The 24874-nt window shown below is 68.3% G+C and carries 24 protein-coding genes; 17 read left to right on the top strand and 7 right to left on the bottom strand.

Annotation, left to right across the window (positions count from 1 at the left end; all coding sequences use genetic code 11):
* Positions 1-86: 86 nt before the first annotated feature.
* Entirely contained in the window at positions 87-1103 is a 1017-nt protein-coding gene (locus tag ACSSVZ_RS10700; RefSeq protein ID WP_453969865.1) for an LLM class flavin-dependent oxidoreductase, read from the bottom strand.
* 525 nt (positions 1104-1628) lie between these two features.
* Between ACSSVZ_RS10700 and ACSSVZ_RS10695 the strand changes: the two genes are divergently transcribed.
* The 10 genes from ACSSVZ_RS10695 (at position 1629) to ACSSVZ_RS10650 (ending at position 11900) form a co-directional block, all read left to right on the top strand.
* Positions 1629-2648: a Bug family tripartite tricarboxylate transporter substrate binding protein gene (locus ACSSVZ_RS10695; protein WP_453969864.1), complete on the top strand. Its 1020-nt coding sequence runs from the start codon at positions 1629-1631 to the stop codon at positions 2646-2648.
* A 68-nt stretch (positions 2649-2716) separates the two neighbouring features.
* Positions 2717-3205 (top strand): tripartite tricarboxylate transporter TctB family protein, encoded by a 489-nt coding sequence (locus ACSSVZ_RS10690; RefSeq protein WP_453969862.1) that lies wholly within the window; start codon positions 2717-2719, stop codon positions 3203-3205.
* Entirely contained in the window at positions 3202-4722 is a 1521-nt protein-coding gene (locus ACSSVZ_RS10685) for a tripartite tricarboxylate transporter permease (protein WP_453969861.1), read from the top strand. The genes ACSSVZ_RS10690 and ACSSVZ_RS10685 overlap by 4 nt, the downstream gene beginning before the upstream one ends.
* The gene (locus ACSSVZ_RS10680; protein ID WP_453969860.1) at positions 4715-5545 is read left to right on the top strand and encodes a sugar phosphate isomerase/epimerase family protein; all 831 of its coding nucleotides are present in this window, start codon (positions 4715-4717) and stop codon (positions 5543-5545) included. Before ACSSVZ_RS10685 ends, ACSSVZ_RS10680 begins: the two co-directional genes overlap by 8 nt.
* The gene (locus ACSSVZ_RS10675; protein ID WP_453969858.1) at positions 5542-6876 is read left to right on the top strand and encodes a mandelate racemase; all 1335 of its coding nucleotides are present in this window, start codon (positions 5542-5544) and stop codon (positions 6874-6876) included. Before ACSSVZ_RS10680 ends, ACSSVZ_RS10675 begins: the two co-directional genes overlap by 4 nt.
* 83 nt (positions 6877-6959) lie before the next feature.
* On the top strand, positions 6960-8093 hold the full coding sequence (locus ACSSVZ_RS10670; RefSeq protein WP_453969982.1) for a Gfo/Idh/MocA family protein: 1134 nt from the start codon (positions 6960-6962) through the stop codon (positions 8091-8093).
* Positions 8090-9235, top strand: a complete 1146-nt coding sequence (locus tag ACSSVZ_RS10665; RefSeq protein WP_453969856.1) for a dihydrodipicolinate synthase family protein — start codon at positions 8090-8092, stop codon at positions 9233-9235. The genes ACSSVZ_RS10670 and ACSSVZ_RS10665 overlap by 4 nt, the downstream gene beginning before the upstream one ends.
* The gene (locus ACSSVZ_RS10660; protein WP_453969855.1) at positions 9232-10059 is read left to right on the top strand and encodes a sugar phosphate isomerase/epimerase family protein; all 828 of its coding nucleotides are present in this window, start codon (positions 9232-9234) and stop codon (positions 10057-10059) included. The genes ACSSVZ_RS10665 and ACSSVZ_RS10660 overlap by 4 nt, the downstream gene beginning before the upstream one ends.
* Positions 10060-10310: 251 nt before the next feature.
* Complete coding sequence (locus tag ACSSVZ_RS10655) at positions 10311-10967, top strand: TetR family transcriptional regulator (RefSeq protein WP_453969854.1); 657 nt, start codon at positions 10311-10313, stop codon at positions 10965-10967.
* 126 nt (positions 10968-11093) lie between these two features.
* Positions 11094-11900, top strand: coding sequence for a tellurite resistance TerB family protein (locus ACSSVZ_RS10650; RefSeq protein ID WP_453969852.1), 807 nt, complete (start codon positions 11094-11096; stop codon positions 11898-11900).
* Positions 11901-12000: 100 nt separating this feature from the next.
* On the opposite strand, the gene zigA is transcribed toward ACSSVZ_RS10650, so the two are convergent.
* From zigA to ACSSVZ_RS10625, 5 genes are all read right to left on the bottom strand, one after another.
* Complete coding sequence (gene zigA, locus ACSSVZ_RS10645) at positions 12001-13215, bottom strand: zinc metallochaperone GTPase ZigA (RefSeq protein ID WP_453969851.1); 1215 nt, start codon at positions 13213-13215, stop codon at positions 12001-12003.
* Positions 13216-13452: 237 nt separating this feature from the next.
* Positions 13453-13794: a TIGR01244 family sulfur transferase gene (locus ACSSVZ_RS10640; RefSeq protein ID WP_453969849.1), complete on the bottom strand. Its 342-nt coding sequence runs from the start codon at positions 13792-13794 to the stop codon at positions 13453-13455.
* 68 nt (positions 13795-13862) lie between these two features.
* The gene (locus tag ACSSVZ_RS10635; RefSeq protein ID WP_453969847.1) at positions 13863-14780 is read right to left on the bottom strand and encodes an MBL fold metallo-hydrolase; all 918 of its coding nucleotides are present in this window, start codon (positions 14778-14780) and stop codon (positions 13863-13865) included.
* The gene (locus ACSSVZ_RS10630) at positions 14777-15220 is read right to left on the bottom strand and encodes a DUF6691 family protein (protein ID WP_453969846.1); all 444 of its coding nucleotides are present in this window, start codon (positions 15218-15220) and stop codon (positions 14777-14779) included. The genes ACSSVZ_RS10635 and ACSSVZ_RS10630 overlap by 4 nt, the downstream gene beginning before the upstream one ends.
* Positions 15220-15666 carry a YeeE/YedE family protein gene (locus ACSSVZ_RS10625; protein WP_453969844.1) on the bottom strand — a complete coding sequence of 149 codons (447 nt, stop codon included), beginning with the start codon at positions 15664-15666 and terminating at the stop codon, positions 15220-15222. Before ACSSVZ_RS10625 ends, ACSSVZ_RS10630 begins: the two co-directional genes overlap by 1 nt.
* Before the next feature lie 552 nt (positions 15667-16218).
* Between ACSSVZ_RS10625 and ACSSVZ_RS10620 the strand changes: the two genes are divergently transcribed.
* Positions 16219-17586, top strand: coding sequence for a protoglobin domain-containing protein (locus ACSSVZ_RS10620; protein ID WP_453969842.1), 1368 nt, complete (start codon positions 16219-16221; stop codon positions 17584-17586).
* A 63-nt stretch (positions 17587-17649) separates the two neighbouring features.
* On the opposite strand, the gene ACSSVZ_RS10615 is transcribed toward ACSSVZ_RS10620, so the two are convergent.
* Positions 17650-18432 carry a fumarylacetoacetate hydrolase family protein gene (locus ACSSVZ_RS10615; RefSeq protein WP_453969840.1) on the bottom strand — a complete coding sequence of 261 codons (783 nt, stop codon included), beginning with the start codon at positions 18430-18432 and terminating at the stop codon, positions 17650-17652.
* A gap of 316 nt (positions 18433-18748) precedes the next feature.
* On the opposite strand from ACSSVZ_RS10615, the gene urtA reads away from it, so the two are divergent.
* The 6 genes from urtA (at position 18749) to ACSSVZ_RS10585 (ending at position 24852) form a co-directional block, all read left to right on the top strand.
* Positions 18749-20044 (top strand): urea ABC transporter substrate-binding protein, encoded by a 1296-nt coding sequence (gene urtA, locus ACSSVZ_RS10610; protein ID WP_453969838.1) that lies wholly within the window; start codon positions 18749-18751, stop codon positions 20042-20044.
* Between the two features lie 117 nt (positions 20045-20161).
* Positions 20162-21823, top strand: coding sequence for an urea ABC transporter permease subunit UrtB (urtB, locus tag ACSSVZ_RS10605; RefSeq protein WP_453969836.1), 1662 nt, complete (start codon positions 20162-20164; stop codon positions 21821-21823).
* Positions 21823-23025 (top strand): urea ABC transporter permease subunit UrtC, encoded by a 1203-nt coding sequence (gene urtC / locus ACSSVZ_RS10600; protein ID WP_453969835.1) that lies wholly within the window; start codon positions 21823-21825, stop codon positions 23023-23025. Before urtB ends, urtC begins: the two co-directional genes overlap by 1 nt.
* Positions 23022-23768 carry an urea ABC transporter ATP-binding protein UrtD gene (gene urtD, locus ACSSVZ_RS10595; RefSeq protein ID WP_453969833.1) on the top strand — a complete coding sequence of 249 codons (747 nt, stop codon included), beginning with the start codon at positions 23022-23024 and terminating at the stop codon, positions 23766-23768. Before urtC ends, urtD begins: the two co-directional genes overlap by 4 nt.
* Before the next feature lie 2 nt (positions 23769-23770).
* Positions 23771-24466: an urea ABC transporter ATP-binding subunit UrtE gene (gene urtE, locus ACSSVZ_RS10590; RefSeq protein WP_453969831.1), complete on the top strand. Its 696-nt coding sequence runs from the start codon at positions 23771-23773 to the stop codon at positions 24464-24466.
* A 122-nt stretch (positions 24467-24588) separates the two neighbouring features.
* Positions 24589-24852: a helix-turn-helix domain-containing protein gene (locus ACSSVZ_RS10585; protein WP_453969829.1), complete on the top strand. Its 264-nt coding sequence runs from the start codon at positions 24589-24591 to the stop codon at positions 24850-24852.
* Positions 24853-24874 lie beyond the last annotated feature (22 nt).

Genomic DNA, 24874 nt, shown 5'->3' with positions numbered 1-24874 from the left:
CGGCCGCGGCCGGGGCTGACCCCGCCGCGCGGCTTCACCGCCGCTGCACACGCTTGCCAAGTGCCTTGGCCTTGGCCGCGTGCCGCTCACCGCCAGCCGAGCGCCGGGGCGACGTGCTTGAGAATGGCCTCGATGACGTGGGCGTTGTAGTCGACCCCGAGCTGGTTGGGCACGGTCAGAAGCAGCGTGTCGGCCTCGGCGATTGCCTCGTCCGCCCTGAGCTCCTCCACCAGCCTCTCGGGCTCCGCGGCATAGGAGCGGCCGAAAATCGCCCGCATGGTGTCGAGGACGCCGATCTGATCGCCGTCCTGGCCGCGGCCGAAATAGGCGCGATCGCGATCGTCGACGAGCGCGAAGATCGACCGCGAGACCGATACGCGCGGCTCGCGGTCGTGCCCTGCCTCTTTCCAGGCAGCGCGAAAGCCGCGGATCTGTTTCGCCTGCTGAATGTGGAACGGTTCGCCCGTCTCGTCTTCCTTCAGCGTCGAGCTCTGGAGGTTCATCCCGCGCTCGGCGGCCCAGACCGCCGTCGCGTTGGAGGCCGCGCCCCACCAGATGCGCTCGCGCAGGCCGTCCGAATGCGGTTCGACGCGCAGCGGCCCCGGCGGATTGGGAAACATCGGGCGCGGGCTCGGCTCGGCGAAGCCGTCGCCCTTCAGGACGTCGAGCAGGACGGCCGTGTGACGGCGCGCCATGTCGGCATCGCTTTCGCCCTCTGCCGGCGCGTATCCGAAGTAGCGCCAGCCGTCGATCACCTGCTCGGGCGACCCGCGGCTGATGCCGAGCTGAAGCCGCCCGCCGCTGATGAGATCGGCCGCGCCTGCGTCCTCGGCCATGTAGAGCGGGTTTTCGTAGCGCATGTCGATGACGGCGGTGCCGATCTCGATGCGGCGCGTCCTGGCGCCGACCGCTGCCAGCAGGGGAAACGGCGAGGCAAGCTGGCGCGCGAAGTGGTGGACGCGGAAATAGGCGCCGTCGGCGCCGAGCTCCTCCGCCGCCACCGCCAGATCGATCGATTGCAGGAGCGCGTCCTGGGCGGACCGCGTTCCGGAATGGGGCGAGGGCGACCAGTGCCCGAAGGACAGGAACCCGATCTTCTTCATCTTTCAGTCCTTTGCGAGGGGCCTGGGAGCGGCGGCCTCGACCAAATCCACCGAGACACCGTCTGCACAGTTATGAGCCAATGGCACGCGCTTCAATTGCAGGCCAGCGCGTCTTGTCTCTCCCACGAGTGAAAGGCCACGTGCCGGCCGACGGACGCGTCAGCATGCCCAGGCTCGCGAGCATGACGCGGAGCAGACTTCAGCGGATCACCCCGCAACAGGCTGTCGTGTTGCCGGACATGCACGAACCGGAATTCCGGACTTTGGGCTCGAACGAAAGCGCTCGTCGGCTGCCAACGGGCGCACTCCGACCAAGAAGCCCCGGCGGCCGCCCCCCCTGGCACCCCTCACCGCCGGCCCCCGATGTGATCCGCATCGTCGTCGCCGTCGCGGGCAGATGTGCTCAGGTGCGGCCCCTTCTGGTTGCAGGGTCGACCGCCGCCCGATCACACGCCGGGGGGGCGGTTGACAACCGAACGCTGCAATCACTAACCTACCAATCGGTAGCTTAGGGAGGAAAAGAACATGGCTAGAATCAGGATGGTCTCACTGTGCGTCGCAGCCGGCCTGCTGGCCGGACCGGCGTGGGCGCAGGACTACAGCTGGAAACCGGACCGGCCGATCAACATCATCGTGCCGTGGTCGGCGGGCGGATCCACCGACCAGGTGACCCGGGTCGTCGCCCCGATCTTGGAGAAGGCGTTGGGAACCGAGGTGGTGGTGGTGAACCAGCCCGGCGCGTCCGGCTCCACCGGCACCGCCGCGGCCCTGAAGGCCCCGCGTGACGGCTACACCTGGACGGCGAACGCCATCGCCAACAATGCGACCTACTCGGTCACCGGCCTGATCCCCGACACCTCGATCGACGACTACGCAATCTATCTTCACGTGGCCAACGTCCCGGTCGTCAGCGTCAACGCCAACTCCGAGTACAAGGACTTTCCAGCGCTGTTGGAGGCCATGAAGACCGGTTCGGTCACCGTTGGCACCGCCGGCGTGAACTCGTCGGGCGGCATGGCCCTTGCGGCCATCAAGGAAGGGGCCGGTGAAGACCTCGCGGGCGCCCGCATGATCACCTATGACGGTGGCAACCCGGCCGTGATCGCCGCAGCGAGCGGCGAAGTGGTGGCGACCACCCAGCTCGCCGTCGAACAGACCGAAATGATCCGTGCCGGCCGTCTGCGGCCGCTGGCGGTGCTCTCCGACTCGCCGCTGAAGGTCGAGGGCATCGATCCGGTGCCGCCGATCACCCAATTCCTGCCCGACTTCCACGTCGCGGCCGACTATTTCGGCGTGTTCATCCCGAAGGGTGCGCCGGACGAGGTCTACGAGACCGTCGACCAGGTCTGGAAGGACCACGTCATGACCAGCGAGGCCCTCCAGACCTATGCCACCGACCGTGGCGCGGTGTTCGCCCCGAGCTATGGCAAGGCGGCCTACGACAAGGCCATGCCGGTCGTCATTTCCGAGGCATGCGCCCGGGTGACGCGCGGAGAAGCCGTGATCAACCCCTCCGAGATCGGCATCGATTGCCCCGCCAACTAGGCGAACGGGCGCGGACGGAGGCGCGGTGCGTCTCCGCCCATTCTGGATCTCGCGGAGGAAACGTTCAGATGCAGATGGCGAAGGCCGATCGCATGACGGCGGTCGTGTTGCTGGCGCTCGGACTGGCGATGCTTGGCGGCGGCTGGACGATGGACCGGCTGGAGATCCGGCAGATCCACCCGGCCTCGATTCCCGGGCTCCTGCCGATGATCCTCGGCGCGCTGCTGTCGCTCTGCGCGGTGCTGCTGTGGCGGGCCTCGCCGACGACGTCCCGCGGGGCGGGAGCCGCGAAGGTGATGGCGGACGGGTCCTGGTCGCGGCTCGGCCTGACGACCGGGATGTGCGTGATCTACGCGATCGGACTGATCGGCTGGCTCAGCTATTTCTGGGCCACCGCCATCTTCACCGCCGCCTTCAGCCTGATCTTCTCCTTTCCCGTTGACGGCACGCCGCGGGCCCGGGCGCGCGCAGTGGTGTCGTCCGCCCTGCTCGCTTTCGGCGTGGCCTTCGGGTCCGCACTGCTGTTTGAGAAGCTGTTCCTGGTGAGACTGCCATGAGCGGCCTCTCGGACCTCCTTGCCGGGCTGGTCACGCTGTCGACGCCCGAGATGCTGTTCCATGCCGCCTGGGCGACCCTTCTGGGCATCATCGTCGGCTCGCTGCCGGGGCTGACGGCCACCATGGGCGTCGCGCTGATGACGACGCTCACCTATTCGCTGGACAGCACCGCCGCGATCCTCGTGCTGATCTGCATGTATGTCGGCGCGATCTACGGCGGCTCGCGCAGCGCCATCCTGCTCAACATCCCCGGTACCCCGGCGAGCGCCGCGACCTCGCTCGACGGCTATCCGCTGGCGAAGGCGGGCCGCGCCGGGTACGCGATGGGGCTCGCCACCGCCGGCTCGGCGCTCGGCACCATCGCCGGCATCATCATGCTGGTGATGATCGCGCCGCCGCTGGCCGAAGCCGCCCTCAATTTCGGCAGCTTCGAGTTCTTCTGGCTTGCCGTCTTCGGCGTCATCATTTCGGGCCAGCTGACCGCCGACACGACCCCGCTGAAGGGCTACATCGCCGGCATTCTCGGCCTGATGGTGGCGATGATCGGGTCCGAGGGCATCCACGCCCACGTGCGGTTCTCCTTCGGGATTTCCGACCTCAACGCCGGGATCGCCCTGATCCCGGCCATGGTCGGTGCCTTCGGCTTCGCCGAAGTGATGACCGCGATGTGGAACCGCGCCGGCGAACTCGCCACCAAGAAGGACAAGAGCGACCGGACCATCCCCCACCTGATCGACCTCTGGCGCTACAGGGTGACCATCGTCCGCTCCGGCATCATCGGCACGCTGGTGGGCATCATTCCCGGCGTCGGCGAGGACATCGGCGCCTGGGCCAGCTACGCCGCCGCCCGCAAGACCTCCAAGGAGGCGGACAGGTTCGGCCACGGCAGCCAGGAGGGACTGGTGGCGGCCGAGACCGGCAATTCGGCAGTGGTGCCCGGCTCGCTGATCCCGGCCATCACGCTGGCCATCCCCGGTTCCGCCAGCTCGGCCGTGCTGATCGCCGCGCTGTTCATTCACGGGATCCGGCCCGGCCCGCTGATCATGATCGAGCAGCCGCACTTCATCGGGCTCATCAGCGCGATGCTGCTCATGGCCACCCTCTTCATGGCGATCTTCGGCCTGACGCTGACGCGCGTGTTCATCCAGGTCCTGCGGGTGCCCTACGCCTATCTGATGCCCATCGTGTTCGTGCTGTGCGTGATCGGGACCTACGCCCTCAGCCAGCGGATGTTCGACATCTGGGTGATGGTGTTCTTCGGCCTGGTGGGCTTCGTCCTGCGGCAGATGAAATATCCGATGGCGCCCCTCGTCCTCGGCATCATCCTCGGCGACCTGCTGGACAAGAGCCTGCGCCGCGGCCTCACGCTGAGCGACGGAGACCTGCTGCCGTTCTTCACGCGCCCCGTCTCGGCCGCGTTCGTGGCGGTCATCGCGATCTCCATCCTTCTGAACATCCCGGTGGTGCGCCGGAAGACGGTCGCGGCCCTGCGCCTGTTCGGAGGCCGCCATGCTTGAGTACAGCGTCTGCAACGAATTGCTGGCGCAGGAGGGACTCAGCCTCGCCGAGCAGGCGAGGGTGGCCCGCGAGCTGGGCTATGTCGGGCTGGAGCTCGCCCCGGCCACCCTCGCCGCCGAGCCGCACCGACTCACCACCGCCCAGGCAGAGGCGATCCGCGAAACGGTCGAGGCCGAAGGTGTTCGCGTCACCGGGCTGCACTGGCTGCTTTCGGCCTACCCGCAGTCCTCGATCACCGATCCCGGCAGGCGGGACGAGACCGGCGAGATCCTGACCGGCCTCGTCGATCTCTGTGCGGACCTCGGCGGCAGGGTGCTGGTCTACGGGTCGCCGCGCCAGCGGCTGCGGCCGGACGGAACAAGCAATGAGGATCTCACCCAGCATCTGGCTGCGTTCTTCGCGCCGATCGCCGAGCGCTGCGCGGCGCGCGGCGTGACCTACTGCATCGAGCCGCTGTCGACCCGGGAGACCGATGTCCTGACCACCGTCGCCGAGGCCGCCGCTCTGGTGGAGGTCGTGGACAGCCCCGCCTTCCGCACGATGATCGACACCAGCGCCGCCGGCCAGGTGGAGCCGCCGGTGGCCGACCTGATCCGCCGCTGGGTCCCGACCGGCCTGATCCATCACATCCACGCCAACGACACCAACCGCGGCGGGCCGGGGATGGGCGACGATCCGTTCCCGGAGATCGTCGCCGCCCTCGTCGAGACGGGTTGGCCGCACCCGATCGGGGTCGAGCCCTTCCGCACGCTCATCGACGCCCGGGTGACCGCGGCCGTCGGCATCGCGACGCTGCGCGCCTGCGAACAGGCACGGTCATGATGACCGTGCGAATCCTCAGCGCGTCCTGGTTCGAACGGCCGGTGGCCATGCGACTGCCCTTCCAGTTCGGCAACACCGAAGTGCGGGGGACGGCAGAAGCCTATTGCGAGGTCGAGATCGAGGCCGACGGCCGGCGGGCGCGCGGGGCTTCCGCCCAGCTGATGGTGCCGCGCTGGTTCGACAAGCGCCCCGCCCTCTCCAACGCCGAGACCATCGACGCCCTGCGCGCGACCGTGCGCGCAGCCGTCGCCGCCGCGCCGGAGCGCAGCGGATCCGCGCTCGCGATCACCCGCGAACTGCGCCAGGACGTGGCATGCGCAGAGCCCGCGCTTGCAGCCGGCTTCGGTCCGGCGCTGGTGGAAATGGCGCTCATCGATGCGCTCTGCCGCGCGGCCGGACTGCCGTTCTGGAAGGCTGCGGCGCTCGACATGTTCGGGCTCGCCCACGGCCGGCCGGGCGATCTCCCGGCGGCGGCCCTTGCCGCCTCCCTGTCCCGGATCGGGGCGCCAAAGCGGATCTCCGTACGCCACACCGTCGGCTTCGATGCCCCGCTGACCCGCGATGCGGTGGGGCCGGGCGCCCCGCACGACGGGCTGCCGGTGTCGCTGGAGGAGGTGATCGCCACCACCGGCGTCTCAGCGTTCAAGATCAAGCTGAAGGGCGATCCCGCCGCCGACCTCGCCCGCCTGCGGGCGATCGCGCGGCACCTCGACCCGGTTGCGGACTACACCGCCACCCTGGATGCGAACGAGCAGTATGCCCCCGACAATTTTGCCGGCTTCCTTTCCGTGCTTGCGGAGGATCCGGCACTGTCCCGCCTCTGGCAGGCCCTGCGTTTCGTCGAGCAGCCCTTCGCCCGCGAGACCGCGCTCGACATGGAGGTCGACGCCCCGTTGCCGCTCGTCATCGACGAGAGCGACGACCGCGAGGACGCCTTCGCCTCTGCGCTGGAGCGCGGCTGGGCAGGCACCTCGATCAAGAGCTGCAAAGGGGTCCTCCGGGCGCTCCTGAACAAGGCGCGCGCCGAGGCTGCGGGGGCCATCCTGTCGGGGGAAGACCTCACCTGTCAGCCGGGGCTGTGCTGGCAGCAGGACACCGCCATGGCCGCCGCTTGCGGCGTCCGCGACGTCGAGCGCAACGGCCATCACTTCGCCGGCGGAATGCAGGGCGCCGGCGAGGCCGAGATCGAAGCGCGGCTGAAGCGGCATCCGGACATCTACACCCGCATCAACGGCCACCCTTCCCTGCGGATCGTGGCGGGAGAGGTGCGCATCGCATCCCTCGACAGGCCGGGTTTTGGGCACGTTTGCGCTGTCGGGACGGTTGATTGACACCAAAGGACTGCGTAACCTACCAAATGGTAGCTTAGACATTGGGAGCATCGGTTTTGAAACAGGATCGCATCGGCATCATCATGCACGGCGTGACCGGCCGGATGGGGATGAACCAGCATCTCATCCGCTCGGTCCTGGCCATTCGCAACCAGGGCGGCCTGCTGCTCTCGAACGGCACGCGCCTCATTCCCGATCCGATCATCGTCGGGCGCAACGCCGACAGGATCGAAGCTCTGGCCAGGGAGACCGGCGTCGAGCGGTACACCACGGACCTCGACGCAGCGCTCGCCGATCCCGACGACACGATCTTCTTCGATGCCGCCTCGACCCAGATGCGGCCGGGCCTCCTCAGGAAGGCCATCGACGCAGGCAAGCACGTCTATTCGGAGAAGCCGGTCAGCGAGAAGCTCGAGGAGGCGGTCGCCATCGCGCGGCACGCCAAGGCCGCCGGCGTCAAGAACGGCATCGTCCACGACAAGCTGGACCTGCCGGGCCTGATCAAGCTGAAGCGCCTGCGCGACCTGGGCTATTTCGGCAGGATGCTGAGCGTGAAGGGCGAATTTGGCTACTGGGTGTTCACCGGCGACGATCTGCCGCCGCAGCGTCCCTCCTGGAACTATCGCCTCGAGGAGGGCGGCGGGATCATCTCCGACATGCTGTGCCACTGGCGCTACGTGCTCGACAACGTCATCGCCCCGGTCAAGTCGGTGAGCTGTCTCGGCTTCACCCACATTCCCGAGCGCCTCGACGAGCAGGGCAAGCGCTACGAGGCGACCGCCGACGACGCGGCCTATGCGACCTTCCTGCTCGACGGGCCCGACGGCGAGATCGTCGCCCACATCAATTCCAGCTGGTGCACCCGCGTCCGCCGCGACGACCTGGTGACGTTCCAGATCGACGGCACCCACGGCTCCGCCGTGGCCGGTCTGCATTCCTGCCGGGCCCAGCATCGGGTGACGACGCCGAAGCCCGTGTGGAATCCCGACGAGCCCCAGACCATCGACTTCTTCGCCGACTGGGAGGAAGTGCCGGACAACACCGTGTTCGACAACGGCTTCAAGGTGCAGTGGGAGCAGTTCCTGCGCCACGTCGCCGAGGACGGGCCGTGGTCCTACACGCTGGAGGAAGGCGCCAAGGGCGTGCAGCTCGCAGAAGCCGGCTACCGATCATCCAAAGAGCGGCGCTGGATCGATCTCGAGGACCTGGCGATATGAGCCCCACGCTCAGGCTGCCAGGCGGCGACGTCACGTTGACCGGCGGTCCGGTTCCCGAGGCGACGGGCGACTGGACCCGGACCGCCTATGCCGCCGCCCACGTCGTCGCCGATCCGCTCGCCGACATCGACCCGTGGCTCGATGCGGCCATCGACTGGGACCGCACGCTGGCGTTCCGCCAGCACCTCTGGTCGCTGGGGCTGGGGGTCGCCGAAGCGATGGACACCGCCCAGCGGGGCATGGGCCTCGACTGGCCGACCTCGCTGGAGCTGATCCGCCGCTCCACCGCGCTGGCCCGGGCCGGCGGCCACCTGATCGCCAGCGGGGCCGGCACCGACCACCTGGCGCCGGGGCCGGGCGTGACGGTGGACGACGTCATCCGCGCCTACGAGGAGCAGTGCGAGGCGGTCGAGGCGGCGGGAAGCCGCGTGATCCTGATGGCCAGCCGCGCGCTCGCGCAGGCCGCGACAGGGCCTGAGGACTATGCCCGCGTCTATGCACGCATCCTGTCGGGCCTGCAGCAGCCGGCGATCCTCCATTGGCTGGGCGAGATGTTCGATCCGGCGCTCGCAGGCTACTGGGGCACGTCCGACCACATGGCCGCCATGGACACCGCGCTGTCGGTGATCGGCGACAACGCCGCCAAGGTGGACGGCATCAAGATCAGCCTGCTGTCGGCGGACAAGGAGATCGCCATGCGCCGGCGCCTGCCCGACGGCGTCCGCATGTACACCGGCGACGACTTCAACTACCCGGACCTGATCGCCGGCGACGACGCCGGCCATTCCCACGCGCTTCTCGGCATCTTCGATCCGATCGCGGGCGCGGCTGCGCGGGCGCTGTCGCAGTTGGCCGCGGGCGACAGGGCCGGCTACCGGGAGACCTTCGAGCCGACCGTCCCGCTGTCGCGCCACATCTTCAAGGCGCCGACGCGGTTCTACAAGACGGGCGTCGTCTTCCTGGCCTACCTGAACGGCCATCAGGACCACTTCACCATGATCGGCGGACAGGAGAGCACGCGCTCGACGCGGCATCTCGCAGAGATCGTCCGGCTTGCCAACGCCGCCGGCCTGTTCATCGATCCGGACGCCGTAGCCGCCCGCGCCCGCCCGGTGTTCGCGGCGCGCGGAGTTTCGGCATGAGCAGGCTCGATCCGCATCAGGTCTCGCTCAACACCGCCACGGTGCGGGAGCAGTGGTCGCTGGCCGAATGCATCGAGGGATGTGCCCGCCACGGCATCGGCGGCATCTCGCCCTGGCGCGACAAGCTGCACGAGATGGGCGTCGACGCCGCCGCCCGCGCCATCCGCGATGCCGGGCTGCGCGTCTCCGGCCTGTGCCGGGGCGGCTGGTTCACCGCCAGCGGCGCCCTCGACCGGTCGGTGATCGACGACAACATGCGCGCCGTCGACGAGGCGGCGGCGCTGTCGGCCGACTGCCTCGTGATGGTCGTCGGCGGCCTTGCGAAGGGCAGCCGCGATCTTCCCCGTGCCTGGGGGCTGGTCGAGGACGGGCTGGCGAGGACGCTGGAGTACGCCCGGACGGCGGGCGTGAAGATCGCCATCGAGCCCCTTCATCCGATGTATGCCGCCGATCGGGCCTGCGTGAACACGCTGCGCCAGGCTCTCGACATCTGCGACCGGCTGGGCGACGGGATCGGCTGCGCGGTCGACGTCTATCACGTCTGGTGGGATTTCGAGCTTGAGGCCCAGCTCGTCCGCGCCGGCAGGGAGCGGATCCTGGCGTTTCACATCTGCGACTGGCTGGTGCCCACCCGTGATCTCCTGACCGACCGGGGCATGATGGGGGACGGCGTGATCGACATCCCGCGCCTGCGCGGCGTCGCCGAGGCAAACGGCTTCGACGGGCTGTACGAGGTGGAGATCTTCTCTGCCCTCGACTGGTGGACCCGCGATCCGGACGACGTGCTGGCGATGATCGTCGAACGGGCGCGGACCGTCTGCTGATGGCGGGGAGATCCCCTGGTCGGCGCCGCGCGGCGGTGCGGCGCATCCCGCAGGTGAGGCGGCGGAACGCCCCATTCGGCGTTCGCTTCGGCCCGGAAGTCGGCTAACTTCGCGCCTGGGCCTTTTCCGATCAGGCGGTCACACCTGATCGATGGGAAATGGCTCCAGGATCAAACCCTTGCGCAAATCCTGTTCGGTCGGATCGCTTCGATCTGAACGGGACATGCGCAGGGATCAGACGCAGGGACCCGATGTCGAAACCTCCTTCTCCCATCCGCAAGGGAAAGACGCGCAACCCCGAAATCACGCGCGCGGCGATCCTGCAGGCGGCGCTGGAGGAGTTCAGCGAGGCCGGGCATTCCGGCGCCCGGATCGACCGCATCGCCGAGCGCGCCGGCGTCAGCAAGCCGATGATCTACGACTATTTCGGCGACAAGAACGCCGTCTATGCGGCCGCCCTGCGCGAGGCCTACGTGCAGATCCGCGAGCGCGAAACCGAGCTCGAGCTCGACACCCTGCCGCCGGATGACGCCATTCGCGCCCTGGTGCGCTTCACCATGAACCATTTCTGGAACAATCCGTGGTTCATCCGGATGCTGAACACCGAGAACCTGCTCGGCGGCGAGACGATCCGGGCCCTCGACGACGCCGCCGAGATCCAGTCGGTCCTCCTTCAGCGCCTGGAGGACATCCTCCGCCGCGGACGCGAGCGGAACATGTTCCGCGCCGACGTGGATTCCGTCGAACTCTATTTGTTCATCGCGTCGCTCTGCTATTTCCCGATTTCCAACATGCACACCCTGCGGGTGGTGTTCCGCGCCCCGATCGCCGAGCCATGGCTCGCTCAGCACGCCGAACGGGCAACCGACATGATCCTGGGCTACCTCGTGGCAGGGATCGACGCCTGACCGCACCGTCGCAGCCGCGCGCGACCGGCGCCGGGGTGCGATCGAGCGCCGCAGCTCTTGGGTTCCCCGTGGCGAGACCCATATGGCCGGTGACGCCTCGCCCAGACACCAGCCCAAGGGAAAGCCATGTTCGACACGCGGAAGCTACTGGATCAATTTCTCGGGGCGGGCGGAATGTCCGGCTCGGCGGGAGGAAACCAGCTTCCCCAGGCGACGCAGGGCCAGCCGCCCGCGAGCGCCGGTCAGGCTGGCGGCTCACCGCTCGCTGGCATGCCGGGCGGCGACATCCTCGGACGGGTGCTCAACAGCGGTGCCCTCGGCGGCGCCGCCGCCGGCGGGCTGGTCACGCTGCTGATGACCAACAAGAAGAGCCGCAAGATGGCGGGCAGCCTGGTCAAGTACGGCGCGCTGGCCGCGGTTGGCGGGCTTGCCTACAAGGCCTATTCCGACTGGCAGGCGGGCAAGTCGGCGGACACGACACAGGCGGAGGCCTCTGCCGCGGCGCCGTCCCCCCCGCCGGAGAATTCGACGTTCCTCGCCGGCGGCGCGCCCCAGGCCCAGAGCGACCTCAGCCTGGCGCTGCTGCGCGCGATGATCGCCGCGGCCAAGGCCGACGGCCATATCGATGCCGAAGAGCAGACGCGCATCTTCGGATTCCTCGACCAGGTCGATCTGGACACCGAAGCCAAGGCTTTCGTCATGGACGAGCTGCGCGCGCCGCTCGACGTCGACGCCGTCGCCAAGGCCGCCACGAGCCCGGAGATCGCCGCCGAACTCTACGCCGCCTCGCTGCTGATCATCGACGACCGGAACCCGGCCGAAAAGGGCTACCTGGCGATGCTCGCCGCCCGGCTGAAGCTCCCCGTCGATCTGGTCGCCCACCTTCACGCCTCGGTGGCGGGCGCCGCCGATCCGGCGCCTTCGGCGGGCTGACAGGCCCCATCGAAGCCCGGCGCCGCGCAGCAGCGACCCGGCGGGATCGACCGAACGGACCGGGACGGGCGGCCCCGGTCCGCCTGGCCGGGTTCCTGCGTCAGGCCGCCGCGCCGCGGTCCCAGCGCGGGAACGGATCGGCAAGCTCCTGCCAGGACGCGATCGCCATTTCGGTGGCGTCGGCGGCGCCCACCAGGCAGTCGTCGAGCCGGGCGCGAATGGCGGCCTCGTCCATGCCGGAACCGATCACGACGATTTCCTGGCGCCGGTCGCCATAGGCCGGGTGCCAGTTCGCGCCGATGTGGTCGAGCCAGACCGGGTCGTCCGGCCAGCGCGCTTTCGGCACGCTCGCCCACCAGAAGCCCATTGCCTCGGTCTGCACCAGCGCCCCCGCCTGGCTGAGCTCGCCGACCCAGTCGGGGCGGCTGGCGAGCCAGAAATGGCCCTTCGTCCGGATGACGCCGGGCCAGGCTTCGTTGACGAGACGATGGAACTTCGCCGGATCGAACGGTCGCCGCGCCCGGTACACGAAGTGCCGGATCCCGTACTCCTCGGTTTCCGGCGTATGCGCGCCGAACTCGTACAATTCCTTGAACCACAGCGGATGGGCCTGGGCCTGCTGGTAATCGAAGCGCCCGGTATCCAGCAGCCGGTCCAGCGGAACGCGGCTCCGGCTGGTTTCGATGAGGTCCGCATCCGGATTGAGGGAGCGGACGATCTTGCGGGCCGCGTCGATCTGCTCGGCGCTCGCCGCATCGATCTTGTTGAGGACGACCACGTCGGCGAACTCGATCTGATCGACGAGCAGGTTGACCAGCGGCCGGTCGTCGTCGGGGCCGAGGGACTCGCCGCGATCCTGCAGGAAGTCCGTCGACGCGTAGTCCCGCAGCAGGTTCACCGCGTCCACCACCGTCACCATCGTGTCCAGCCGCGCGACATCGCTGAGGCTGTTTCCCGCCGCGTCGCGAAAGTCGAACGTGGCGGCGACCGGAAGCGGTTCGGAGATGCCGGTGGACTCGATCAGCAGGTAGTCGAAGCGGCGTTCAGCGGCGAGGCGGCGAACCTCTTCGAGGAGGTCGTCGCGCAGCGTGCAGCAGATGCATCCGTTGGTCATCTCGACCAGCTTCTCGTCGGTGCGCGAGAGGTTGCCGCCGCCTTCGCGGACGAGATCGGCGTCGATGTTCACCTCGCTCATGTCGTTGACGATGACTGCCACCTTGCGGCCGTCGCGATTGTTGAGAACGTGATTGAGAAGGGTCGTCTTGCCGGCGCCGAGGAAGCCGGAGAGGACGGTGACGGGGAGACGTTCAGGCATGACAGGGCTCGATCCAGGGGTGAGGGGCGGCGGAACGCTTCGGTCGCCAACGATATGTTATGTTATAACATAACAATCTCGGCAGGCAACGCGCGGGCCGCTCGTCTCCTCTTGTCCCCCGCCCGTCCCGGTCGCCTTGGAGGCCGGCACGGACCCGGACGGCTGCCAGACTGACGCCCGCCCGAAGTCCTCACTGCAGTCAGCCCGACCCGGGACGAACCTCTTGCCCGCGCCCCGTCAGCCGCGCGGCCGGGTCTGCTGGACGCCCTGCCACAGCGCCGCGGAGCGCATGCCCGACTTGCAGAAGGCGAGGATCGGCTTCGGCAGTTCGGCGACCGCGTCCGCAAACGCCGCCACCTGGGCGGGGCCGGGGCTGCCGGAGACGGGGATGTAGCGGGCCTGCAGCCCGGCGGCCTCGGCCGCGGCGCGCACCGCCTCGAAGCTCGGCTGATCGGGCCCCTCGCCGTCCGGCCGGTTGACGATGAGCGCGCGGAAGCCGAGACGCTTCGCGTCTTCGATCTCGCTCGGCTGGAGCTGGCCGGAGATCGACAGGTCGTCACTGAGCTTCTTGGGAGTCATGGGGGCTTCCTGTTGGGTCGGGTGGATGGTGGCGCATGCGCGGCCGGGTGGCGGCGCTTTGCATCTGATCAGTCGAAATGATCGACGGGAAGCTTGAGGTAGGACCGGCCATCGCTTTCCGGCTCGGGCAGCCGGCCGCCCCGCAGGTTGACCTGCAACGCGGCGAGCATCCGGTCGGGCAACGCCAGCGTCCTGTCGCGGGCCTCGCGCACTGCGATCCAGTCCTCCCGCACCGTGCCGTCCTTCACATGGATGTTCGACGCCCGGTGCTCGGGCACCGTCGCTTCCCACCGGGGTTCGTCGCGCGCGTCCTTGCCGTAGTCGTGGCCGACGAACAGGCGCGTTTCGGGCGGCAGTGCGAGGATCGCCTGGAGCGAGTCCCACAACTGCGCCGCTGACCCGCCGGGGAAGTCGCAGCGCGACGTGCCCGCATCCGGATACATCAGCGTATCATGGACGAACGCCGCGTCTCCCACGACGTAGGTGACCGAGCCGAGCGTGTGACCGGGCGACAGCATCACGCGCCCGTCGAGATCGCCGATCGCGAACGTGTCTCCGTCGGCCCACAGCCGGTCGAAGTCGCGGGCGGGATGGAAGGTGTCGGGCAGGTTGTAGATGCCGGCCCACAGCTCCGCGATCTGCCGCACCCGCTCCCCGATCGCATTCGGCGCCCCGGTGCGCGCCTTCAGATGCGCCGATGCCATGAAGTGGTCGGCGTGCGGATGGGTATCGAGCACCCAGGCCACCGTCAGCCCTTCGCGGGCAACGAGATCCAGGACCTGATCCATGCTGTCGGTCCGCGTCGCGTAGGACTTCGGGCTGAAATTCCAGACCACGTCGATCACCGCGGCTTGTCGGCTGGACGGATCCGCGCAGACATACTGGATCGACCCGGTGTCCGGCTCGTAGAGCCCCCAGACGTCGGGGCTGCCGGGTCCGCGCGACGGCGAATGGCGGACGACGCGCTCCTTGAGCGACTCCGTCATGCGACCTCCTTTCGGTTCGGGAAGAAGAAGCTGGCGTTGCGCAACCGCACGCCGGCCGCGATGCCGACGAGCATCGCGGGAACGAAGACGAGGGTCCCGGGCGCCAGCAGCGGCAGCGCCACGATGGCAGGCCCGGGGCAGAGCCCGCCGATGCCCCAGCCGATGCCGAACAGCGCCGCGCCGGCGACCAGCCGGCCATCGATGAGGCGCGTCTCCGGCAGGTCGAATCGCTCCAGCAACAACGGGCCCTTGCGCCGGGCCACGCCGCGGTAGCCGACGAAGGTGACCACGACCGCTCCACCCATGACCAGGGCGAGGCTCGGGTCCCACCGTCCGAAGAGATCGAGGAAGCTCAGCACCTTCGCCGGATCGGCCATGCCCGAGACGAACAGCCCGACCCCGAAGACCATCCCGCCGACGAACCCCATCAGCCCACGCATCACATCGCTCCGATCACGTGCCGCAGCACGAACACGGTGGCGACGGCCGCTGCCATGAACACGCCGACCGACACGAACGAGCGGCGCGACAGCCGCGCGAGCCCGCAGACGCCGTGCCCCGACGTGCAACCGAAGCCCAGCGACGTGCCCAGCCCGACGAGCAACCCGGCCCCCGCCATCATCGGCAGGTTCGTCGAGACGGTCTGCGCAATGGGTCCTGAAACCGCCATCACCGCGATGGGCGCCGCCAGCAATCCGATCAGAAAGCCGATGCGCCAGCCCCTGTCGGACCACGGAACCGCGACCGGCCCCAGTGCCCGCGCGAGAATGCCGATGATGCCGGTGATCCGGCCGAAGAGGAGCATCGTGAGAACCGCGGAGAGCCCGATCAGAATGCCGCCGGCAAGCGCGGCCCACGGCGTGAACTCGGTGGCTGGTAAGGGCAACGGCGGTCTCCTCCACACCCGCCCGCAACCGAACGGTCGGAGCGGTTCCTCTCGATGGCGTGCCTGCCGGGCCTTGCGGGATTGGCCGTCCGGTCTCGGCAAAGTGCGGGAGGCCTTTATATTAGGAAGATCTAATCGAATGCAAATTTCCAGACGCGCATCGGGCTGCCCACGGTGGTCTCGGGGCCGTTCGCCGGCCTTGTCTCGGCGCCTGATAGGTGTCGACACCGGGCCTTTCGGGCGGCGGGTTCTGGCCAGCGGATGGCAGAGGCGCCGTACCGGAAATGCGCCAGGCGGCCGATTGGTTCGCCGCGCCGGCCTGCGGCGCGAGCCCTTGCCGGAGGGAGTGCTAGCACGACGCCCGAAAGCCCAGGGTATCCGGGATACTACGGACCACGACAACGTCCGGATGCAAGCCAGCCGCAAGTCTTGCTGCCTAGGATTTCCGTGCTGGTCCACTTTGGCATCGATAGCGGAGGCTTCATGCGCCTTCGAGGGTCCGTGCTCGATGGGGAACGCCTTTACCCACAACTAGCATCGGAAAGATCACCTATGACCAAAGAGTTCGACGCCGTTCTCTCTCAGCGCTTTTCCTTCATCGGATTCGACGACAAGGCCCGCGCGACGCTGCGCTCGATGAAGCCGGTCGTCGAGGCCGAGCTTCCGGCCATTCTCGAAAGCTTCTACGCCGACATCGCCCGGCAGCCCGAGGCGGATGCGACCTTCGCGGACGATGCAATGCGTCGGCATGCGCGCGAAAAGCAGTACGAGCACTGGCTGCGCATCGTCGATGCCACCTACGGCGACGATTACCTCAAGTCGGTCCGCCGCATCGGCGAGGCGCACGCGCGGCTCGGCCTGAAGCCCGCCTGGTATTTCGGCGGCTACGCGAAGCTGGTGAGCGGTCTCGTCCGCGCCGTCGCGACCCATGCGATGAAGCAGGGGGGCTTCGGCCACCGCGCCGCCCGCGCCACCGCGCTGGAAGAGAAGATCGACGTTCTCATCAAGGCGGCGATGCTCGACATGGATCTCTGCATCACCACCATCGAAGAGCGCGCCGCGGCGGACAAGGCAGCCGAGCGCGACCGCCTGGCGACGGCGTTCGAACGGGACATTGGCGGGATCGTCGAAACGCTCGCCGCCGCGTCCGAGGAACTTGCCGTGACGGCAAGGAACATGGCCAACCTGGCGGACCGCACCACCGGCCGCTCGTCGACGATGGCCGCCGCCGCCGAGCAGGTCTCGTCCGCCTCCTCCTCAGTGGCCCGGGCGGCCGGCGAGCTCACCCATTCGATCCGCGAGATCTCCGAGCGGGCCCAGGGCGCGGCGGCCACCTCGTCGGGCGTGTCGGAGGATGCGCGCGCGACCAGCGCGACGATGCAGCAGCTCGCCCAGGCGGCCGAGAAGATCGGCGAAATCGTCGGCCTGATCGATTCCGTGGCGGCCCAGACGAACCTCCTCGCCCTGAATGCCACCATCGAGGCGGCACGTGCGGGGGACGCCGGCAAAGGCTTTGCGGTAGTCGCCAGCGAGGTGAAGAGCCTCGCCACCCAGACGGCGCGGGCAACCGACGAGATTTCCAGCCAGATCGTCGCCATTCAGGAGGTGATGAAGACCGCCGTCGGCGCCATCGAGCGCGTCGGACGCTCGGTCGAGTCGGTCAATTCCGCCACCGCTTCGATCTCTGCCGCCGTGGAGGAGCAGAACGCGGCGACGAGCGAAATCAGCAGCCAGATCGACGACACGGCGCGCAGCGCGACCTCGGTGTCGAGCACGATCTCCGAGGTGCTGAGCGACGCGCGCGAGACCAGCGTGTCGGCCGAGGCCATGGTCAGCGCAGCGAACGAACTCAGCAAGCAGGCGGAAGGGCTCAGGACCGGCGTCGCGAGCTTCCTCAGCCGGATCCGCAGCGCCGCCTGATCGGACCCGCCGAAGTCGGGGCGACCCGGCCGCTGCACGAGCAGCCGGGTCGCCCCTCATGTTCTAGACGAACTGGACGGCGACCGAGCCGAGCGGGCCGAAGTCGGCGTGCAGCGTGTCGCCCTTCTCCGCCCACACGGGGCGCGTGAAGGAGCCCGACAGCATCAGGTGCCCGGGCTCGAGCGTCACGTCGAACGGGGCGAGCTTGTTGGCGAGCCAGGCGATCGCCATCGCCGGATGGCCGAGCACGCCGGCGGCGATGCCCGTCTCCTCGATCTCGGAGTTGCGGTAGAAGATCGCCCCGACCCAGCGCAGGTCGACCTCGTCGACCTTCACCGGGCGGCCGCCCAGCACGATGCCGGCGCCGGCGCCGTTGTCGGAGACCGTGTCGAAGATCTTGCGGGGGTTCTGGACGCGCGCGTCGATGATCTCGATCGACGGCACCACGTACTCGGTGGCGCGCAGCACGTCGACGAGACCGATGCCCGGACCCTTCAGCGGCTTGTCGAGGATGAACGTCAGCTCCGGCTCGACGCGCGGCACGCAGAAGTCCTCGTGGCGAACCTTGGCGCCGTCGCTCATCACCTGGTCGGAGAAGATGTAGCCGTAGTCGGGCTCATCGATCTGCGAGGACGCCTGCATCGCCTTCGAGGTGAGGCCGATCTTGTGGCCGACGATGGTCGACCCCTGCTTGACCTTGTCGTCGGCGAGCGCGGAGGAGATCGCGTAGGCATCGTCGATGGTGATGTGCGGGAACATCACCGACGGCTGGATCGCCTGCTTCTTGGTCCGGTGGGCCTCGCGGATGGCGTCGATCGCCTGGGCGCGTTCACTTTCGGTCAGCATCGGTTCGTCCGTTCTGTTTGTTGGCGTTACCCAGACATCGCTCAAAATATCGAGAATTTCCACCCACCGCGGATGGTTTCGCCCGGGCAGGCCCCTATCCGCGCAACCCTTCGGTTGCAAGCCGTTCCGATTGGCAGGGTGCGCCTAATTTATGGGCAGCCCATTTTCCCGCCACGCGGCCAAACCGCCCCTCTTCGCGGCCTAACGAACGGTTGCAGGCACAACGAGACTCGGAATCCGGCTTGGCACTCTAGTTGCAATGTTCCCTCTCGGATCGCTTTGGCGGACCGAACCATTTCCAAATCAAGGAGGGATCATGCTCGGCATCATTCGCAACACTGTGCGGCCGATCGCATTGGCCGCGTGCCTGGCCGGCGCGGCAATGGGAAGCGCTTCTGCCCAGGACGACACCATCAAGGTCGGCATCCTGCACTCGCTCTCGGGCACCATGGCGATCTCGGAGACGACGCTCAAAGACGTCATGCTGATGCTGATCGAGGAGCAGAACGCCAAGGGCGGTCTCCTCGGCAAGAAGCTCGAAGCCGTCGTCGTCGATCCCGCCTCGGACTGGCCGCTGTTCGCCGAGAAGGCCCGTCAGCTGATTTCCCAGGACAAGGTCGCCGCCGTGTTCGGCTGCTGGACGTCGGTGTCGCGCAAGTCGGTGCTGCCGGTGTTCGAGGAGCTCGACGGCATCCTCTTCTATCCGGTCCAGTACGAGGGTGAGGAATCCTCCCGCAACATCTTCTACACGGGTGCGGCCCCGAACCAGCAGGCGATCCCGGCCGTCGACTACCTGATGGACCAGGGCGTCGAGCGCTGGGTGCTCGCCGGCACCGACTACGTCTACCCGCGCACGACCAACAAGATCCTCGAGCAGTACCTCAAGGACAAGGGCGTCGCGCAGGAAGACATCATGATCAACTACACGCCGTTCGGGCACTCCGACTGGCAGTCGATCGTCTCCGAGATCAAGACCTTCGGTTCGACCGGCAAGAAGGCCGCTGTGGTCTCGACCATCAACGGCGACGCCAACGTGCCGTTCTACAAGGAGCTCGCCAACCAGGGCGTCGAGGCCACCGACATCCCGGTCGTCGCCTTCTCGGTGGGCGAGGAAGAACTCGCCGGCATCGACACCGCCCCGCTGGTGGGCCATCTCGCCGCGTGGAACTACTTCATGTCGGTCGACACGCCGGAGAACGACGACTTCATCGAGGCCTGGCACAAGTACATCGGCAACGACGACCGCGTGTCCAACGACCCGATGGAGGCCCACTACATCGGCTTCAACATGTGGGTGAAGGCGGTCGAGAAGGCCGGCACCACGGATCCCGACGCGGTCATCGACGCGATGATCGGCGTGGCCGTGCCCAACCTCACCGGCGGCTACTCGGCGATGATGCCGAACCACCACATCACCAAGCCGGTGCTGATCGGCGAAATCCAGGACGACGGCCAGTTCGGCGTCGTCTGGGAGACGGCCGGCCTGGTGCCGGGCGATGCCTGGTCCGACTATCTGCCGGATTCCAAGCCGCTGATCTCCGACTGGCGCGCGCCGATGTCGTGCGGAAACTTCAACACCGAGACGGGTCAGTGCGGCGGCGCCGCGAAATAACGACCTGCTGACGGTCGGCGCGGGGCTCCGGTTCCGCGCCGACGCGCCTCGTGAGCGCCTGATCGGGCGCATCCGGGCGCCGCGACCTCTTCCCGCAACGAGATCCACGGAAACGCCATGCTGGTTCGCCCGCCGGACGCAACTTCCCGGTCGCGAAGGCTCCTGATCGCGCTCGCGCGGCTGGTTCTGGTGCTGCTGCTCGCCGCCCCGATCGCCGCGAGCGCCCAGTCCGAGCCCGACGCGGAAGCGCTGCGTCCGCTGCTCTCCGGCCTCGACAACGGCCGCAACTACGACAAGACCGCCGACGGCATCCGTGCCATTGCGGCCACCGGAAACCCGGCCGCGGCGCCACTGCTGCGCGCCATGCGCGACGGCGCGCTGGAGGTTCGCAAGTCGGACGGTGCCGTCGTCATCGTGGAGAAGCGCGACGGCAAGGACGTCGCCGTCGATCCGCTGACCGGCGAGACCCTGGGCGAGGTCGGCCGGCGCGACACCAGCCGCATCTCCATCAACAACAACCTGCGCAACGTCATCGACGAGGTGGTGGCCGGCCTGACGCTCCGCTCGCCGGATCCGGCGGTGCGCAGGACGGCGGCCAGCGAGATGCTCGCCGGCGCCTCGCCGGACAACATCCCCCCGCTGCGTGCTGCCCTGGCGGACGAAACCGATGCCGGCGTGAAGGCCGAAATGGAGCGGGCGCTCGCCGCCTCGATCCTGCAGTCCGACGCCGACATCGCGGAAAAGAGCGCCGCGCTCGAAACCGTCGCGCATATGGGCAACCGCCAGGCGCTGCAGCTGCTCACTCAGGCGACCGCCAATCCGGAGCTGGCCGAGCGGGCGACGCGGCTGATCGCCGGCGTGGAACGCCAGCTCGCCTTCTGGCAGGTCGCCCAGAACGTCTGGTTCGGCATCTCGCTGGGATCCGTCCTGCTCCTCGCCGCCATCGGGCTGGCCATCACCTTCGGCGTGATGGGGGTCATCAACATGGCCCACGGCGAGATGGTGATGCTGGGCGCCTACACCACCTTCGTGGTGCAGGAGACCATCCGCATCCACTATCCCGGCCTGTTCGAGGCCTCGCTCGCCATTGCCCTGCCGCTCGCCTTCTGCGTCTCGGGCCTCGTCGGCATCCTGATCGAGCGCATCGTCATCCGCTGGCTCTACGGCCGGCCGCTGGAGACGCTGCTCGCCACCTGGGGCATCTCGCTGATCCTGCAGCAGGCGATCCGGGTCATCTTCGGCGCCTCCAACCGCCAGGTCGGCAACCCGGACTGGATGTCCGGCGCCTTCCAGCTCGGCGGCCTGTCGATCACCTATTCGCGCCTCTCCATCGTGATCTTCTCGCTGATCGTGTTCGGACTGCTGGTGCTGCTCCTGCAGCGCACCGCCTTCGGTCTGCAGATCCGCGCCGTCACCCAGAACCGCAAGATGGCCTCCACCATGGGCATCCGCACGCCCTGGACCGACGCGCTCACCTTCGGGCTGGGGTCGGGGGTGGCGGGCATCGCCGGCGTGGCGCTGTCGCAGATCGACAACGTCTCGCCGAACCTCGGCCAGGGCTACATCATCGACAGCTTCCTGGTCGTGGTGTTCGGCGGGGTGGGCAACCTGTGGGGCACCTTCGTCGGCGCCCTGTCGCTCGGCGTGCTCAACAAGTTCCTCGAGCCCTACGCCGGCGCGGTGCTGGGCAAGATCATCGTCCTCGTCCTGATCATCCTGTTCATCCAGAAGCGGCCGCGCGGACTGTTTCCGCAAAAGGGCCGGGCGGCGGAAGGCTGATGACCACAATCTCACCCGTTCTCCTGACGCGGTTCGCGCTCGGCGCGATCGCCATCCTGATCGTCGGCGCGCTGGCGGTCATCTACCTGAACCTGGCCCTGCCGGCCGGCCACGACTGGCACGTGCCGACCTACGTCATGAGCCTGATGGGCAAGTACCTGGCGTTCGCGCTGCTCGCCCTCTCGATCGACCTCGTCTGGGGCTTCGGCGGCATCCTGACGCTCGGCCACGGCGCCTTCTTCGCGCTCGGCGGCTACGCCATGGGCATGTACCTGATGCGGCAGATCGGCGACCGCGGCGTCTACGCCAACCCGCTGCTGCCGGACTTCATGGTGTTCCTGAACTGGGATTCCCTGCCCTGGTACTGGTTCGGCTTCGACATGTTCTGGTTCGCCGCGGCGATGGTGATCCTGGTGCCGGCGCTGCTCGCCTTCGTGTTCGGCTGGCTCGCCTTCCGCTCGCGCGTCACCGGCGTCTATCTCTCCATCATCACCCAGGCGATGACCTTCGCGCTGATGCTCGCCTTCTTCCGCAACGAGATGGGCTTCGGCGGCAACAACGGGCTGACCGACTTCAAGGACATCCTCGGCTACAGCATCCAGAGCCCGGAGACCCGGGCGGGGCTGTTCTTCGCCACCGCCGTCGCGGTGTCGCTGGGGCTCCTGCTCTGCATCTGGCTGGTGCGCTCGCGCTTCGGCCAGGCGCTCGTGGCGGTGCGCGACGCGGAGGCCCGCGCCCGCTTCATCGGCTACCGGGTGGAGCACTACAAGCTGATCGTCTGGACCCTGTCGGCGGCGATGGCCGGCGTCGCCGGGGCGCTCTACGTGCCGCAGGTCGGCATCATCAATCCCAGCGAATTCGCCCCCGGCAACTCCATCGAGGCGGTGATCTGGGTCGCCGTCGGCGGCCGCGGGACGCTGGTCGGCGCGGTAGTCGGCGCGATCCTCGTCAACTTCGGCAAGACCTACTTCACCGGCGCCTTCCCGGAGCTCTGGCTGTTCGTGCTCGGCTTCCTGTTCGTGGTGGTCACCGTGCTCTTGCCGCGCGGCATCATGGGGCCGTTCTTCGACCTGATCGACCGCCGCCGGGACCGCCGGCGCGCCGCGGAGCGCGGCCGCTCGGAGGCCCTGGCCTCGGCGGAACGGGAGGCCGGCATCGATCCCGACGAGACGGCCGTCGCCCACGGAGAACCCGCCCGATGAGCATGACCTCCTCGCTCCTCTATCTCGACGGCGTCACCGTTTCCTTCGACGGCTTCCGGGCGCTGAACAACCTGTCGCTCGTCCTGCAGGAGGGCGAGATGCGCGCGATCATCGGCCCGAACGGCGCCGGCAAGACGACGATGATGGACTGCATCACCGGCAAGACCCGCCCCGACCAGGGCACCATCCTGTTCGACGGCACGGTCGACCTGACCGAACTCGACGAGGCGGCCATCGCCAGCCAGGGCATCGGCCGCAAGTTCCAGAAGCCGACCGTCTTCGAGAACCACACCGTGCGCACCAACATCGCGCTGGCGCTGAACGAAAGCCGCTCGCCGTTCCATCTCCTCGTCGCCCGCCTGTCGTCCGGCCAGAACACCCGCATCGACGAGGTGCTGGACACCATCCGGCTCGGCCACCTGCAGACGGAAACGGCGGCGAACCTCTCGCACGGCCAGAAGCAGTGGCTGGAGATCGGCATGCTGCTCGCCCAGGATCCGCGCCTTCTGCTGGTCGACGAGCCGGTGGCCGGCATGACGGATTCGGAGACGGCGGAAACCGCCAAGCTGCTGGTGGAGATCGCCCGCAACCACACCGTCATCGTCGTCGAGCACGACATGGCGTTCGTCCGCGATCTCGACGTCAAGGTCACGGTGCTGCACGAGGGCTCGGTGCTCGCCGAAGGCGCGCTCGACCACGTCAGCGCCGACCAGCGCGTCATCGACGTTTATCTGGGGCGCTGATCATGCTCGAAGTCCGCGACATCCACCTGCACTACGGCGCCGCCCAGGCGCTGCGCGGCGTCAGCCTCGCCGTCCGGCCGGGCCAGGTCACCTGCCTGATGGGCCGCAACGGCGTCGGCAAGACGTCGCTGCTGCGCGCCGTCATGGGCCTGCATCCGGTCTCGAAGGGCGAGATCCTCTGGCGGGACAGGCCGCTCGGCTCCAGCCCGCCGTTCGAACGGGCCCGGAGGGGCATCGCCATGGTGCCGCAGGGACGCGAGATCTTCCCGCTGCTCACCGTCGGCGAGAACCTGCAGACGGGCTTCGCCGGGCTGCCGGCCGCCGACCGCCACGTGCCGGACGACGTGTTCGAGCTGTTTCCGATCCTGGCGCAGATGATGCACCGGCGCGGCGGCGACCTCTCCGGCGGCCAGCAGCAGCAGCTCGCCATCGGCCGCGCCATGGTGCGCCGGCCGAAGCTGCTGCTCCTCGACGAGCCGACCGAGGGCATCCAGCCGTCGATCATCATCCAGATCGGCAACGCCATCGACTATCTGCGCAAGCGCGGCGACATGGCGATCCTGCTGGTCGAGCAGTATTTCGAGTTCGCCCGCGACCTCGCCGACACCTTCGCGGTGATGGAGCGCGGCGAGATCGTCATGGCCGGCGAGCGCTCGGAGATGGACGAGGACCGCATCCGCGCCAACATGAGCGTGTGAGCTCGCAGCCCGGCTTGTGTTCGCCTGCGAATTTCTGTCGCATCTGAACCCGCTATAATGATGTTTCAAACATCATGATCGAGTGCTAGAGCCTGCATTCAGCATTCTGAAGCAGGCACTCCGTGATCACCTCCGCCCAGCTCCGCGCCGCCCGCGCCCTCCTCGGCATCGACCAGAAGACGCTCGCCGAGCGGTCCGGCGTGTCGGTGCCCACCATCCAGCGGATGGAGGCGAGCCAGGGCAACGTGCGCGGGGTGGTGGAGAGCCTCACCCGGGTGATCGAGGCCCTGGAGGCCTCCGGCATCGAGCTGATCGGCGACAACGCCCAGAGCCTGTCCGGGGGGCGCGGCATCCGCCTGCGCGAGCCCGCGCCGCCGCGCACCTGACGACCGGCGCGCGGGGCCGAGC

Source organism: Amorphus sp. MBR-141, from assembly GCF_053628695.1.
This window is presented reverse-complemented; position numbering and strand designations above follow the sequence as displayed.